This window comes from Frondihabitans peucedani (genome assembly GCF_039537585.1).
GTDB lineage: Bacteria > Actinomycetota > Actinomycetes > Actinomycetales > Microbacteriaceae > Frondihabitans > Frondihabitans peucedani.
This window is the reverse complement of the sequence record NZ_BAABAU010000001.1, coordinates 1361936-1375011: the sequence shown is the minus strand read 5'-3', so window position 1 is coordinate 1375011 and position 13076 is coordinate 1361936. Positions and strand designations below refer to the sequence as shown.

12 protein-coding genes are annotated in these 13076 nt (G+C 71.6%); 6 read left to right on the top strand and 6 right to left on the bottom strand.

Annotated elements, in window-relative coordinates:
* The first annotated feature begins 35 nt into the window (after nt 1-35).
* The 5 genes from ABD733_RS06355 (at nt 36) to ABD733_RS06335 (ending at nt 6087) form a co-directional block, all read left to right on the top strand.
* Nucleotides 36-1040, top strand: a complete 1005-nt coding sequence (locus ABD733_RS06355; protein WP_344794194.1) for a LacI family DNA-binding transcriptional regulator — start codon at nt 36-38, stop codon at nt 1038-1040.
* 57 nt (nt 1041-1097) lie between these two features.
* Nucleotides 1098-2741: an FGGY-family carbohydrate kinase gene (locus ABD733_RS06350; RefSeq protein WP_344794192.1), complete on the top strand. Its 1644-nt coding sequence runs from the start codon at nt 1098-1100 to the stop codon at nt 2739-2741.
* A gap of 4 nt (nt 2742-2745) precedes the next feature.
* Nucleotides 2746-3474, top strand: a complete 729-nt coding sequence (locus ABD733_RS06345) for an L-ribulose-5-phosphate 4-epimerase (RefSeq protein ID WP_344794190.1) — start codon at nt 2746-2748, stop codon at nt 3472-3474.
* Nucleotides 3471-4985, top strand: a complete 1515-nt coding sequence (gene araA, locus ABD733_RS06340; RefSeq protein WP_344794188.1) for an L-arabinose isomerase — start codon at nt 3471-3473, stop codon at nt 4983-4985. Before ABD733_RS06345 ends, araA begins: the two co-directional genes overlap by 4 nt.
* Before the next feature lie 163 nt (nt 4986-5148).
* Nucleotides 5149-6087, top strand: a complete 939-nt coding sequence (locus ABD733_RS06335; protein ID WP_344794186.1) for a hypothetical protein — start codon at nt 5149-5151, stop codon at nt 6085-6087.
* Between the two features lie 69 nt (nt 6088-6156).
* Here ABD733_RS06335 and ABD733_RS06330 read toward each other — a convergent pair whose 3' ends face one another.
* Together ABD733_RS06330 and ABD733_RS06325 are read right to left on the bottom strand one after the other, a co-directional pair.
* The gene (locus ABD733_RS06330) at nt 6157-6411 is read right to left on the bottom strand and encodes a hypothetical protein (RefSeq protein ID WP_344794184.1); all 255 of its coding nucleotides are present in this window, start codon (nt 6409-6411) and stop codon (nt 6157-6159) included.
* On the bottom strand, nt 6411-7559 hold the full coding sequence (locus ABD733_RS06325) for an inorganic phosphate transporter (protein WP_344794182.1): 1149 nt from the start codon (nt 7557-7559) through the stop codon (nt 6411-6413). The genes ABD733_RS06330 and ABD733_RS06325 overlap by 1 nt, the downstream gene beginning before the upstream one ends.
* A 119-nt stretch (nt 7560-7678) precedes the next feature.
* Here ABD733_RS06325 and ABD733_RS06320 point away from each other — a divergent pair, with 119 nt between their 5' ends.
* Nucleotides 7679-9028 (top strand): glycosyltransferase family 87 protein, encoded by a 1350-nt coding sequence (locus ABD733_RS06320; RefSeq protein WP_344794180.1) that lies wholly within the window; start codon nt 7679-7681, stop codon nt 9026-9028.
* A 16-nt stretch (nt 9029-9044) separates the two neighbouring features.
* Here the strand turns inward: ABD733_RS06320 and ABD733_RS06315 are convergent, their stop codons facing one another.
* The 4 genes from ABD733_RS06315 to ABD733_RS06300 all read right to left on the bottom strand — a co-directional run bounded on the left by ABD733_RS06315 (nt 9045) and on the right by ABD733_RS06300 (nt 13008).
* Nucleotides 9045-10472 (bottom strand): O-acetylhomoserine aminocarboxypropyltransferase/cysteine synthase family protein, encoded by a 1428-nt coding sequence (locus ABD733_RS06315; RefSeq protein ID WP_344794178.1) that lies wholly within the window; start codon nt 10470-10472, stop codon nt 9045-9047.
* A gap of 165 nt (nt 10473-10637) precedes the next feature.
* Complete coding sequence (locus tag ABD733_RS06310; RefSeq protein WP_344794176.1) at nt 10638-11348, bottom strand: GntR family transcriptional regulator; 711 nt, start codon at nt 11346-11348, stop codon at nt 10638-10640.
* Complete coding sequence (locus ABD733_RS06305) at nt 11329-12030, bottom strand: GntR family transcriptional regulator (RefSeq protein ID WP_344794174.1); 702 nt, start codon at nt 12028-12030, stop codon at nt 11329-11331. Before ABD733_RS06305 ends, ABD733_RS06310 begins: the two co-directional genes overlap by 20 nt.
* 288 nt (nt 12031-12318) lie before the next feature.
* Nucleotides 12319-13008: an endonuclease/exonuclease/phosphatase family protein gene (locus ABD733_RS06300; RefSeq protein ID WP_344794172.1), complete on the bottom strand. Its 690-nt coding sequence runs from the start codon at nt 13006-13008 to the stop codon at nt 12319-12321.
* Nucleotides 13009-13076: the final 68 nt, after the last annotated feature.

Genomic DNA, 13076 nt, shown 5'->3' with positions numbered 1-13076 from the left:
TGCTCCGGGCGTCACCTGCCGTTTAGACTCGCGCTGTGGCCAACATCTTCGACGTCGCCTCCGAGGCGGGCGTCTCGCACCAGACGGTCTCGCGCGTCGTCAACGGAGACCCGAACGTCCGGCCGGCCACCAGGGCCAAGGTCGACGACGCCATCGCGAAGCTGAACTACCGCCCGAGCGCCGCCGCCCGAGCCCTCGCCAGCCGCAAGACCCGCGCGCTCGGCCTGATCTCCACCGGCGGTCCGCTCTTCGGCCCGTCGAGCATCATGCAGGGCTTCGACGGCGCGGCCAGGCAGGCCGGCTACCAGGTCTCGATCGCAACGCTGCCCGCCGCCGACGCGGTGACGATGCGGGCCGGCATGCGCGCCGCGGTCGACGCCCTCCTCGGCCAGAACGTCGAGGCGATCGTGCTGATCGCGCCCGACTCCGACGCCATCGAGGCCGTGCAGGCGATCGACGTCCGCGTGCCGCTCGTCACCGCCGACTCGACCGCCCTCGAGGGGCTCGTCTCGGTGTCGCTCGACCAGTTCGCCGGAGCCGACCTCGCCACCCGCCACCTCGCCTCGCTCGGGCACACCTCGATCGTCCACGTCGCGGGCCCCGCCGAGTGGACCGACGCGACCGAGCGCGAGCGCGGCTGGCGAGAGGCCCTCGCCTCGCTCGGCCTCGAGGCGCCGCCGGTCGTCCGCGGCGACTGGACCCCCGAGTCGGGCTACCGCCTCGGCCTGCAGCTCGCTGACGACCCGTCCTTCACCGCGGTCTTCTGCGCCAACGACCAGATGGCGCTCGGCCTCCTCCACGCCTTCTCGGAGCGCAGGATCGAGGTCCCCGGCCGCGTGAGCATCGTCGGCTTCGACGACGTCCCCGAGGCGGCGCACTTCATCCCGCCGCTCACCACGGTCCGCCAGGACTTCGCCGCCCTCGGCCGGCAGATCATGACGACCGTCGAGTCCCTGCTCGGAGGGTCTGCCGATCCTGCGCCGGCCGCCGCCGCACCGGAGCTCGTCGTGCGCTCCAGCACGGCGGGGCTTTCGAAGTGAGCGCTCACATGCCACACTGGTAGGGCTCCCGATCCACCGCAAGACAAGGACGTCCCCATGACCACCCCTCCGCCGGGCGACACCGCCGCCGCCACGCTGATCTCGGAGGGGCGCGCGACCCTCGGCATCGAGTTCGGCTCCACCCGCATCAAGGCCTGCCTGATCGACGACTCCTTCGTCACGATCGCCTCCGGCAGCCACGAGTGGGAGAACGAGTACGTCGACGGGCGCTGGACCTACCCGGTCGACGCCGTCTGGTCGGGGCTCCAGGCCGCCTACGCCGACCTCGCCGCCGACACCGAGAAGCGCCTCGGAGTCGTCCCCTCGTCGTTCGCCGCGATCGGCGTCTCCGCGATGATGCACGGCTACCTCGCCTCCGACGAGGCCGGCGAGCTGCTGGTCCCGTTCCGCACCTGGCGGAACTCCTCCACCGGCCCGGCGGCCGAAGAGCTGAGCGCTGCCCTCGCCTTCAACATCCCGCTGCGCTGGTCGATCGCCCACCTGTACCAGGCCGTCCTCGACGACGAGCCGCACTTCGCCCGCATCGCCTCGCTCACGACCCTCGCGGGTCACGTCCACCGCGCCCTCACCGGACGCGACGTGCTCGGGGTCGGCGACGCCTCCGGCATGTTCCCGATCGATCCGGCGACGCACGACTACGACGAGCGCCTCCTCGAGATCGCGCAGGACCGCCTCGCCGCCCGCGCCCCGCACCTGGTCCTCCGCGACCTGCTGCCGGAGGTCCTGACCGCGGGGGAGGAGGCGGGGCGCCTCACCGCAGAAGGCGCCCGGCTGCTCGACCCCGCCGGGATCCTGCGCGAGGGGATCCCGTTCTGCCCGCCCGAGGGCGACGCGGGCACGGGCATGGTGGCGACGAACTCGGTCGCGCCGCGCACCGGGAACGTCAGCGTCGGCACCAGCATCTTCGCGATGGTCGTGCTCGAGGGGCAGCTCGGTCGTGTCCACCCCGAGCTCGACGTCGTGACGACGCCGGTCGGCGACGCGGTCGCCATGGTCCACTGCAACAACGGTGCGAGCGAGCTCGCCGCGTGGGCACGCGTCTTCGGGCGCTTCGCCGACGCCGCAGGATCGCCCCTCGAGCCCGACGCCGTGTACGCGGCCCTCCTCGACGAGGCGCTCGCCGCCGACGCCGACGCCGGCGGACTCCTGTCGTTCAACTACCTGGCCGGCGAGCCGATCACCGGCGTCGAGGACGGCCGGCCGCTCCTGCTCCGCTCGCCCGACAGCCGGTTCACCCTCGGCAACCTCATCCGCTCCGAGGTCTACGCCGCGTTCGCGACGCTGAGCATCGGGATGGAGGCGCTCGCCGAGGAGGACGTCGCCGTCGAGCACCTCCTCGCCCACGGCGGGCTGTTCCGCACCCCGGGCGCGGCCCAGCAGCTGCTCGCGGCCGCCGTGCGCGTGCCCGTCGCCATCGAGAAGACCGCGGGCGAGGGCGGGGCGTGGGGGATCGCGATCCTGGCGTCGTACCTGCGCTCGGCGTCGGAGATGCCCCTCAGCGAGTACCTCAGCACGCGCGTCTTCGAGCCCGGGGCCGCCGTCGTCGTCGCGCCGACCGAGGTCGACCTCGAGGGCTTCGCCGCGTACCTCGAGCGCTACCGCGCCGCCCTGCCGCTGCAGAAGGCGGCGGCGGCCGCCACCCCCGTCACCGCCACCCCCACGGCAGAACAGGAAGCCTGATCCGATGAGCACCTCCACCCCCGCCGGCAGCGCCGGCGCCGACGTCGACGCGGCGATCGCCGCCACGCGCGCCTCCGTCGCCGCCCTCCACGCCGAGCTGACCCGCAACGGCCTCGTCGTCTGGACCGGCGGCAACGTCTCCGGGCGCGTGCCCGGCGCCGACCTCTTCGTCATCAAGCCCTCCGGCGTGAGCTACGACGACCTCGCCCCCGAGAACCAGATCCTCTGCGACCTCGACGGGAACGTCGTCGCCGGGACGCCCGGCAGCGACAAGTCGCCCTCGTCCGATACGGCCGCTCACGCCTACGTCTACCGCAACATGCCCGAGGTCGGGGGAGTGGTGCACACGCACTCCACCTACGCCACCGCCTGGGCGGCCCGCGGCGAGGCGATCCCCTGCGTCATCACGGCGATGGCCGACGAGTTCGGCGGCGAGATCCCCGTCGGGCCGTTCGCGATCATCGGCGACGACTCCATCGGCCGCGGCATCGTGGCGACCCTCACCGGGCACCGCTCGCGCGCCGTCCTGATGCAGAACCACGGCGTCTTCACCATCGGCCGCGACGCGAGAGACGCCGTCAAGGCCGCCGTCATGGCCGAAGACGTCGCGCGCACCGTGCACATCGCCCGCCAGCTCGGCGACCCCCTGCCCATCCCCCAGGAGAGCATCGACGCTCTCTTCGACCGCTACCAGAACGTCTACGGCCAAGCGCCAGAAAGCACTTCGAAATGACACTCACCACCTCTCTCGACGGCTACGAGGTCTGGTTCCTCACCGGATCGCAGGGCCTCTACGGCGAAGAGACGCTCCGCCAGGTCGCAGAGCAGTCGCAGGAGATCGCCGACACGCTCTCGAAGTCGGCCGGCATCCCCGTCAGGCTCGTCTGGAAGCCGGTCCTGACCGACTCCGACGCGATCCGCCGCACGGCCCTCGAGGTCAACGCCCGCGACGACGTCATCGGCGTCACCGCCTGGATGCACACGTTCAGCCCCGCCAAGATGTGGATCAAGGGCCTCGACGAGCTCCGCAAGCCCCTCCTGCACTTCCACACGCAGGCCAATGTCGAGCTGCCCTGGGCCGAGATCGACTTCGACTTCATGAACCTGAACCAGGCTGCGCACGGCGACCGCGAGTTCGGCTACATCCAGTCGCGCCTCGGCGTCGCCCGGAAGACCGTCGTCGGTCACGCGTCCGACCCGCGCGTCGTCGACCAGATCGGCACCTGGATGCGCGCCGCCGCGGGATGGGCAGCGACCCGCTCCCTGAAGCTCGCCCGCTTCGGCGACAACATGCGGAACGTCGCCGTCACCGAGGGCGACAAGACCGAGGCCGAGCACGTCTTCGGCGTCTCGGTCAACACCTGGGGCGTCAACGAGCTGGCTTCTGCGGTCGCTGATGCCTCCGACGCCGACATCGACGCTCTCGTGCAGGTCTATGTCGACTCGTACGACGTGGTCCCCTCGCTCCTTCCCGGCGGTGACCGCCACCAGTCGCTGCGCGACGGGGCCGCCATCGAGCTGGGGCTGCGGTCCTTCCTCGAGGCGGGCGACTTCGGTGCGTTCACGACGAACTTCGAAGACCTGGGCGCGCTCAAGCAGCTGCCGGGGCTCGCGGTCCAGCGGCTCATGGCCGAGGGCTACGGCTTCGGCGCGGAGGGCGACTGGAAGACGGCGATCCTGGTCCGGGCCGCCAACGTGATGGGTGCCGGCCTCCCCGGCGGCGCCTCGCTCATGGAGGACTACACCTACGACCTCACGCCCGGCGCCGAGAAGATCCTCGGGGCTCACATGCTCGAGGTGTCGCCGACGCTGACCTCGTCGAAGCCCACGCTGGAGATCCACGCCCTCGGCATCGGCGGCAAGGACGACCCGGTCCGCCTGGTCTTCACCGCCGACTCCGGGCCCGCCGTCGTCGTGGCCCTGTCGGACATGCGCGACCGCTTCCGCCTCACCGCCAACGTCGTCGACGTCGTCCCGCCGACCGCCGACCTGCCGAACCTCCCGGTCGGCCGGGCCGTCTGGGAGCCGCGCCCGTCGTTCGCCGTCTCCGCGGAGGCCTGGCTCACCGCCGGCGCCGCCCACCACACGGTCATGTCGACCGCTGTGGGGCTCGAGGCCTTCGAGGACTTCGCGCTGATGGCCGGCACCGAGCTGCTCGTCATCGACGAGGACACCCGCATCCGCGACTTCCGCCGCGAGGTGCAGTGGAACGCCGCCTACCACCGGCTGGCGCGGGGCCTGTAGCCCTCGGCTCACTCTCGACCGCGAAGGCGGCTCGCGACCACGGATCTTTCCGGTCGCGAGCCGCCTTTGCGGTCACGACGTCTGTCCGCAGGGCGCCGGGGCGGTGTCCACAGGAGGCGGGTGCGAGCAGGATCGATGACGACGCAGCTGGCATCCTCGCCCCATGCTCGTCGACGATCTGCCGCCGCTCTACCGCACCGCGGCCCACGCACGCGCCTCGCCCGAAGCGGCCGAGCTCCGGCGCGCTGCCGCGCGGGGCGCACTCGTCCGCCTCCACCAGGGCGTCTTCACCCCGAGCGACGACTGGGCGCGGCTCGACGCGGTCGCGCGCCACCGCCTGCGGCTGCGCGCCGTGCTGCCGAGGCTCGCGGGCCGCGTGGTCGTGTCGCACGAGTCCGCCGCAGCGCTTCACGGACTGCCTCTCGAGGGCCGAGGCCCGACGGAGGTGCACGTCACCGATCCTGCGCGGACAGGCGGTCGCCGCTCAGCAGGAGTCGTGACGCACTGCGGACCTCTTCCAGAGGGCTCCGTCGTCGAGGTGGACGGGCAGCGGGTCACGTCGATGCTCCGGACCTGCGTCGACCTCGCCCTTCGCGGGAGGCTCCGCAGCAGCGTCCCCGTGCTCGACGCTGCCCTCCGAACCGGCCTCGTCGACGAGGAGGGGCTCCTCGCCGAGCTGGAGGCGTCCGGGCGGGTACACGGGGCCCGGGCTGCCCGGGCCGCGGTCCTGTTCGCCGACGGCCGGGCTCAACTGCCGGGGGAGTCGCTGACGCGCGTCGTGCTCCGAGAGCTCGGCGCCCCCGCGCCGATCCTGCAGCAGGAGTTCCGCGACGCCGAGGGGCGCGTGGGATTCGTCGACTTCTGGTTCGGGGAGCAGCGGGTCGTGCTCGAGTTCGACGGCGACGCGAAGTACACCGAGGCGCGCTACCGCGGCGGCCGGAGCGCGGAGCGCGTCGCTCTCGACGAGCGCAAGCGCGAGCGGAGGCTCCTCCGGCTGCCCGAGGTGCGGGAGGTCGTCCGCACCGACTGGGCCGAAGTGCACGCACCCCGGCGGCTCGCTCTGGCCCTGCGCGGGGCCGGAGTCCCCCTCCTCCACTCGTGACCGCAGAAGTCGCTCCCGACCGCAAAGAACTGCGGTCGAGAGCGACTTCTGTGGGCGGGAGGGGCGGGGCTAGCCGCCGTGGAACTGCGGGATGATCAGGTACAGCGCGAAGAGCACGGCGGCAGCACCGACGGCGATGCAGGCCCAGCCGGCCAGCGAGCGCGGCGCTGAGCGCCGCGCCGCTGGCTGGCCGGCAGCACCCTCGAGCTCGCCGTCCGCGAGGATCCTGAGGCCCAGCGAGAAGGCCAGCATCACCACGGCGGTCGCAGCGAGCGCCACGAGGAAGACGACGACGAACGCGCCCCAGTCGACTCCGAGGAACATCAGCGGGCCTCCCCTGCGAGGACGGGCGCCTCGTCGGACGAGTCGCCCGCGACATCGGCCGCCGAGATGGGCTTCCGGCGGGCGAGGGTGTAGAACGTGACACCCGCGGCGACAGCGAGGACGGCGACGACGACCAGGCCGACGGTGGAGGTGGAGGCGATGAAGGCGGCGACGCCTCCGACGAGGGCGGCGGCGGGGAGCGTGACCACCCAGCCGGTCGCGATCCTGCCCACGACGCCCCAGTGGACGATGGCGAGCCTCTTGCCGAGGCCCGCACCGATGACGGAGCCGGAGGTGACCTGCGTCGTCGAGAGCGCGAAGCCGAGGTGCGACGAGATCAGGATCGTCGCGGCCGAGGAGGTCTCGGCGGCGAAGCCCTGCGGCGACTGCACGTCGGTGATGTTCTTGCCGACGGTCTTCATGATGCGCCAGCCGCCGACGTAGGTGCCGAGGCCGATCGCGAGACCGCAGGCCAGGATCACCCACAGCTCCGGCCCGGTGCCCTTGCCCTGGTAGCCCGCGGCGATCAGGGTCAGCGTGATCACGCCCATCGTCTTCTGGGCGTCGTTGGTGCCGTGGGCGAGCGACACGAGCGAGGCGGAGACTGTCTGGCCGTGGCGGAAGCCGGCCTCCGATCCGCGGGCCCGGGCGTTCTTGGTGAGGCGGTAGGCGGCGAACGTGGCGACCAGCGCGACCGATCCTGCGACCAGCGGCGAGACGACGGCCGGGACGACGATCTTCGACAGGACCACGCCGAAGTCGACCGAGTTGAACCCCGCCCCGATGACCGCCGCTCCGATCAGCCCGCCGAAGAGCGCGTGCGTCGAGGAGGACGGGAGGCCGAGGTACCAGGTGGTGAGGTTCCACAGGACCGCGCCGACGAGCCCGGCGAAGATCATGACCGGGGTGATGTCGACACCGCCCGGGCCCTCCTTGATGATTCCGCTCGAGACGGTCTTCGCGACCTCGGTGGACAGGAACGCCCCCACGAGGTTGAGCGTGGCCGAGATGAGCACCGCGGTGCGGGGTTTGAGGGCACCGGTCGCGACCGAGGTGGCCATCGCGTTCGCGGTGTCGTGGAAGCCGTTCGTGAAGTCGAACACGAGGGCTACGACGATGACGAGGGTCACCGTGATGAGCACATCCATGAGAGGCCCCTTCCTGTTGCGGCGAGCGTAGACGCGACCCGTGAACGGGTGGTGAACCATCCGGCGGGCCCCTCGGCGAAGGGTCAGGAAGGCCTTCGCCGATTGTCTAAGCTCTGAGCGTGACCTCGCGATCTCCGTCCCTCACCGCCGGAGCCTCGCGGGCGGGCCGCGACCGCACAGCCGCCGAGGGGTGGCGCGCATTCCGCGAGAGCCCCCGCGTGCTCTGGACGGCGCTCGTCGTGATCCACCTGGCGGTGTTCCTGCTCCTCTTGCCGATGATGCGGCGCGGCGAGCTCGGCGGCGACCTGCCCGTCTACTCGAACTGGGCGACCGAGGCGCTGGGCGGCGGCATCTGGCCGGTGTTCGGGTACGACTGGGTCTACCCGGCCGGCGCCCTCGTGCCGATCCTGCTGCCCCGCGTCTTCGGCCCCGGGCTCTACACGGTCGTCTGGCTGGTGCTCGTCGCGGCGGCGAACGGGATCGCCCTGCAGGCGCTGATCAGGCGCGGGCGGCTGCTCCGCACGCAGACGGCCGCAGGATGGTGGGTGCTGACGGTGGGCATCCTGGCCCCGGTCGACCTGCTCCGGCTGGAGGGCTTCACCGCTCCGATGGTGGTCGTCGGCATGCTGTTCCTCGGGTCGCGGCCGCGCATCGCGGGGCTCCTGCTGGCCGCCGCCACCTGGATCAAGGTGTGGCCCGCCGCGGTGATCGTGGCCGTGATCGTGGCGTCGACCAGGCGCTGGGTGGTCCTCGCCACCGGTGCGGCGGTCAGCGCGGCGATCACGCTGGCGGTGGTCCTCGGCGGCGGGGCGTCGCACCTCGACAGCTTCGTCAACCAGCAGAACGGTCGTCCGCTCCAGATCGAGGCGCCCCTGTCGACCCCGTGGCTCTGGATGTCGATGCTCGGCGTCGCGGGCGCCCGGCTGTTCCACGACTCGACCCTCATCACCGAGGAGGTCACCGGCCCGGGCGACGCCTGGGTCGTCGCCAACGGAACCTGGGTGATGCTCGGCGTCATGGGCGCGCTCGTCGTCCTGCTCGCGATCGCGACCTGGCGGCTCTCGCGACTCGTGCACCCGATGGGCAAGGAGGTCGACCTGGTCCTGGTCGGCGCCCTGAGTCTCGCGACCGCGTTCATCGTCTTCAACAAGGTCGGGTCGCCGCAGTACATGCTGTGGCTCACGCCGATCGTGGCCGTCGGGCTGGTGCTCCGCCCGCCGGACTGGCGCACGCCCGCGATCCTGCTGCTCGCCGTCGCCGTGCTGACGACGCTGGTGTTCCCGACGTTCTACTTCGCCCTGATCGCGCTGCACCCGCTGGTGCTGATCCTGCTCGCCGCGCGGAACGCCCTGCTCGTGGTCGTGCTGGGCTGGTCCGTCACGAAGCTCTGGGCGGCGGCGTTCGTCGCGCAGCCGGTGCCGCTCGGCACGCGACCGTTCGGGACGGCCGTCCGCAACACGAGCTACTGACGCGGGCGGGGCGCCGTCAGGCCGCCTCGGCGTCGTCGGTTTCCGTCGAGGCGGCGTCCAGCGAGGCGGCGTCCGTTGAAGCGGCGTCCGAAGGAGCCCCCGACCCGGCAGCCGACCCGGCCCCGGCGAGCGCACCCGAACCGCTACCGGCGACCGCAGCCGCCGCCCCGAGCGCCCGCTCGAGGTCGGCCCGCAGGTCGCGGACGCTCTCGAGCCCGATCGACAGGCGGATGGTGCCCTGCGTGATCCCGCGCTCGAGGCGCTCGGCCTCGGTCAGGTGTCCGTGGATCGTGGAGCCGGTGTGGATGGCGAGCGTCCGGACGTCGCCGAGGTGCGTCATCTTGCTGATGAGCTGCAGCGAGTCGATGAAGGCGCGCGACGCCTCGCGGCCGCCGGCGAGCTCGAACGTCACGACCGCGCCGGAGCCCTGGGGGAGGTACTTCTGCGCGCGGGCGTACGACGGGTCGGTCACGAGCCCGGGGTACGACACCGAGGTCACCTCGTCACGGTGTTCCAGCCACTGGGCGAGCGCGAGCGAGTTGGAGACGTGGCGGTCCATCCGCAGCGACAGCGTCTCGATGCCCTGGAGCAGCATGAACGCGCTGGTCGCCGGCAGCGTCGGGCCGTAGTCGAGCGCCGTCACGCTCCGCAGGTAGGTGAGGAACGCCAGGCGGCCGAACCGCTCGGTGAAGGAGGCGACGCCGCGGGTGCTGGGGGAGGCGATGTTCGGGAACCTCGACGCCTGGGAGTCCCAGTCGAAGGTGCCCGCGTCGATGACGACGCCGCCGATGACGGCCCCGTGCCCGGACAGCCACTTCGAGGTCGAGTGGATCACGAGGTCGGCGCCGTGCTCGATCGGCCGGTTGAGGTACGGCGTGGCGACGGTGTTGTCGACGATGAGGGGGAACCCGCCGGCGCGAGCGATGCCCGCGAGGCGCTCGAGGTCGACGACGTCGTTCTTCGGGTTCGGGATCGTCTCGGTGAAGAGCGCCTTGGTGGTCGGCCGGATCGCGCGCTGCCAGACCTCGAGCGGGGCGTCGGCAGGCAGCAGCTCGATCTCGACGCCCTGGCGCCCGAAGCTGTTGGAGAAGAGGGTGCGGGTGCCCTCGTAGAGGCTGTCGGTCGCGAGGACGTGGTCGCCGGCGACGGCGAGGCTGTTCAGCGTCGCGGCGATCGCGGCCGTCCCGCTCGAGGTCAGCAGGCCGCCGGCTCCGCCCTCGAGGTCGGCGAGGCGCCGGGCGACGGCGGCGTTCGTCGGGTTGTCGGTCCGCGAGTAGGCCGGGCCGGCGACGGTGCCGTTGAAGCGCCCCTCGCCGTCGTCGAACGAGTCGAAGACGAATCCGGCCGTCTGGTAGACGGGTGGGAGGCGCGCGCCGAACTCCGCATCGGGCCTCGTTCCCGCGTGGATCTGACGGGTGTCGAAGTCGAACTCGGAGGAGGTCATTGCGGTACCGGCTTTCGGGAGACGTGTGGCGGTGGTCTCCGAAGGCTAGCCCGGGCCGCGAGCCGGTCGACAGCCGCTCGTCACACGGGTACACAAAACGGCCGCCCAGGATGCCCGGGTCGACCGGCCGCGGCGGGTCGCCCTCGCGCCGGGCAGAGAGCAGCCCTAGTCGGCGCTGAGCTCGGGCTGCTCGCGCAGGCGCGCGTGGAAGACCTCGACGGGGCCGTCGTAGTACGCCGTCATCGCGCTGGCCGCGGCGTCGGCGTCGCGGCGCGCGGCAGCCGCGACGACCTCGAGGAGCACGGCGTCGGTCTCGCGCGCCGGCAGCAGGTGCGAGTACTGGCCGATGACCCGCTGGAGGTGCGGCCGCAGCCGGAGGAGCGCCCGGTCGAGCGGACGGTTGCTGAGGGCCGACTGGAACACGAGGAAGAAGCCGCTGGCCGCTCCGTCGAAGATGGCCTCGCGCGAGACGGCGTCGCGGTCGCCGAGCCGGGTCGCCCACACCTGCAGGGCCTCGACCTGGGCATCGGTCAGGACGGGGGTCCCGTACCGCACGGCGAACACCGACAGCGCCCGCGCGGTGTCCTGGGCGTCGAGGTACCGGCAGATGCGGATGGGGGTGACGCGCGTGAAGAGGTTGGGGACGGTCTCGACCAGTCCGAGGTCGGCCAGTCGGAGGAGGGCCGTCCGGATGGTGGCGCGCGAGAGACCGAACCGGGCTGCGAGATCCTGGTCGTGGATCCGCTCGCCGGGCGCGAGAGACCCGCGGACGATCTCGTCGGTGAGGCGGTCGAAGACGTCGTCGGTCAGGAGCCGTCGGGTCGGCTGAGCCGAGGCGGAGTACTCCCCGCCGCCGCTACTTCTCGGTACGGGCACCGTAGGTCCCTTCGAAGTGCTCGTAGCCGTTCGCCGTGGTGACGTCCTCGATGTAGCCGTGCATGGGGCCGGCGAGGAACGCGCGCATGCCCTCCTCGTACCCGTCGACGTCGTGGTCGCGGCAGCGGCGGACGAGCTCGGCGAAGTAGGCGCTGATCGGCTCCGACCGGAGGAACCCCTTGTAGCTGTTGACGCCCAGCTGCAGTACCGGGTCGAGCGTGTGGATGCTGTCGAGCAGCACTTCGTTGCTGCAGTGGCCGAGGATCGCGCCGACGAACCGGTCGATCACTGTCGGCCCGGGCGGGAAGTCGTTCGGGTCGGACGCTCGGAGCTCGTCGTTGAGGCGCTCGAGGAGCGGCAGCTCGTCGGCCGGGAACGCCAGGATGCCCCAGTGGATGCCGCGCGTCACGAGCGTCGCCCAGACGGCGGCGCTCTCGGCGTAGAGCCGCGGCGACACGTGGGCCACCTTCGTGAAGCGGTTCGGCGACATCTCGACGACGCCGAGGTCGGCGAGCCGGGTCAGGGCCTCGCGGATGGGTGCGCGACTGGTGCCGAGCCACGCGATGAGCTCGTCGTCGCGCAGACGGTCGCCCGGCTTCAGGGTGCCGTCGAGGATCGCCTGCAGGATCTGCCCGTGGATCCGCTCGCGGAGGAGCGTGCGCGGATTCGTGTCGTCGCGCATGACCGTCCCCTCATCGCCCCGAGCGCTCACCCGGGAGGGGAGGCGTGACCCGAGTATACGGAGGCGGTGCGTGAGCGGAGACGGCGCCCCTGGGCCGAGAGCGGCGTCCCTGCTTAAGAGGCACCAAAGAGAATGGGCGGGAGTCTCTTACCCGAATAAAAGAGCTCCCGCCACCGCCGGATCAGTGGCGTAGTCAAGATACTAATCAGATTACGTATCTTGAGCAACAAGACACCGGCATCCGGGCTGCGGGTTCACTGGGAACGGCGTCCCCTGTCGTCTCCGGCGTCAGGCGGGGACGGCGGCGACGCTCGCGAGGAGCAGGATCGGACGGTGGTCGGACTTGCCCTGCGGCAGCGACAAGACGCTCCCGATCTGCATCCCCATGGTGGTCGCGAAGTCGAAGTGACCACTGAAGCCGGGGCGCGCGTAGGTCGGCTCGTCGGTGATCGACAGCTCGTAGCCGGTCTTCAGGAGGTGCTTCCGGAGGCCCTGCCGGAACCACGGGTAGTTGAAGTCGCCGACCATCACGGTCGGGATGCCGCCGGCGAGCTCGCTGAGCTTCTCGTGCGCCAGGCCGATCTGCTTGCGGCGGAGCGCGTTCGTAGCGGTCAGCGGAGCGGCGTGGAAGTCGGCCACGATCAGCTCCTGGCCGGTGGTCCGGTCGCGGAGCCGCGCGGCCAGCAGCCGCTCGTGCGCGGGGGCCATGACGCGGTCGTGCATCGACTTCATCAGCGCGAAGAGGCTGGTGCCGAGGAGCTCGAACCGGTCTTTCCGGTAGTACAGCGCGAGGCCCAGCCGGTTCGTCTTCGTCGACGCCGCCAGCGTGAGGCCGTTGATCTCGTCGGGGATGTCGGTGCTGTCGCACTCCTGCAGGCACAGCACGTCCATCGTGTGAGCGGTGACGAGTTCATGCAGCTCACCGATCGCGAGGTGCTCGCGGAGGTTGTAGCTGACGATTCTCAGATCGGGTTCCATGTCGACATTGTCGCCTGTCTTGTCGGCCCGAGTGCTCAGGAACCCTCCGGAGTTCACCCGACCGTCAC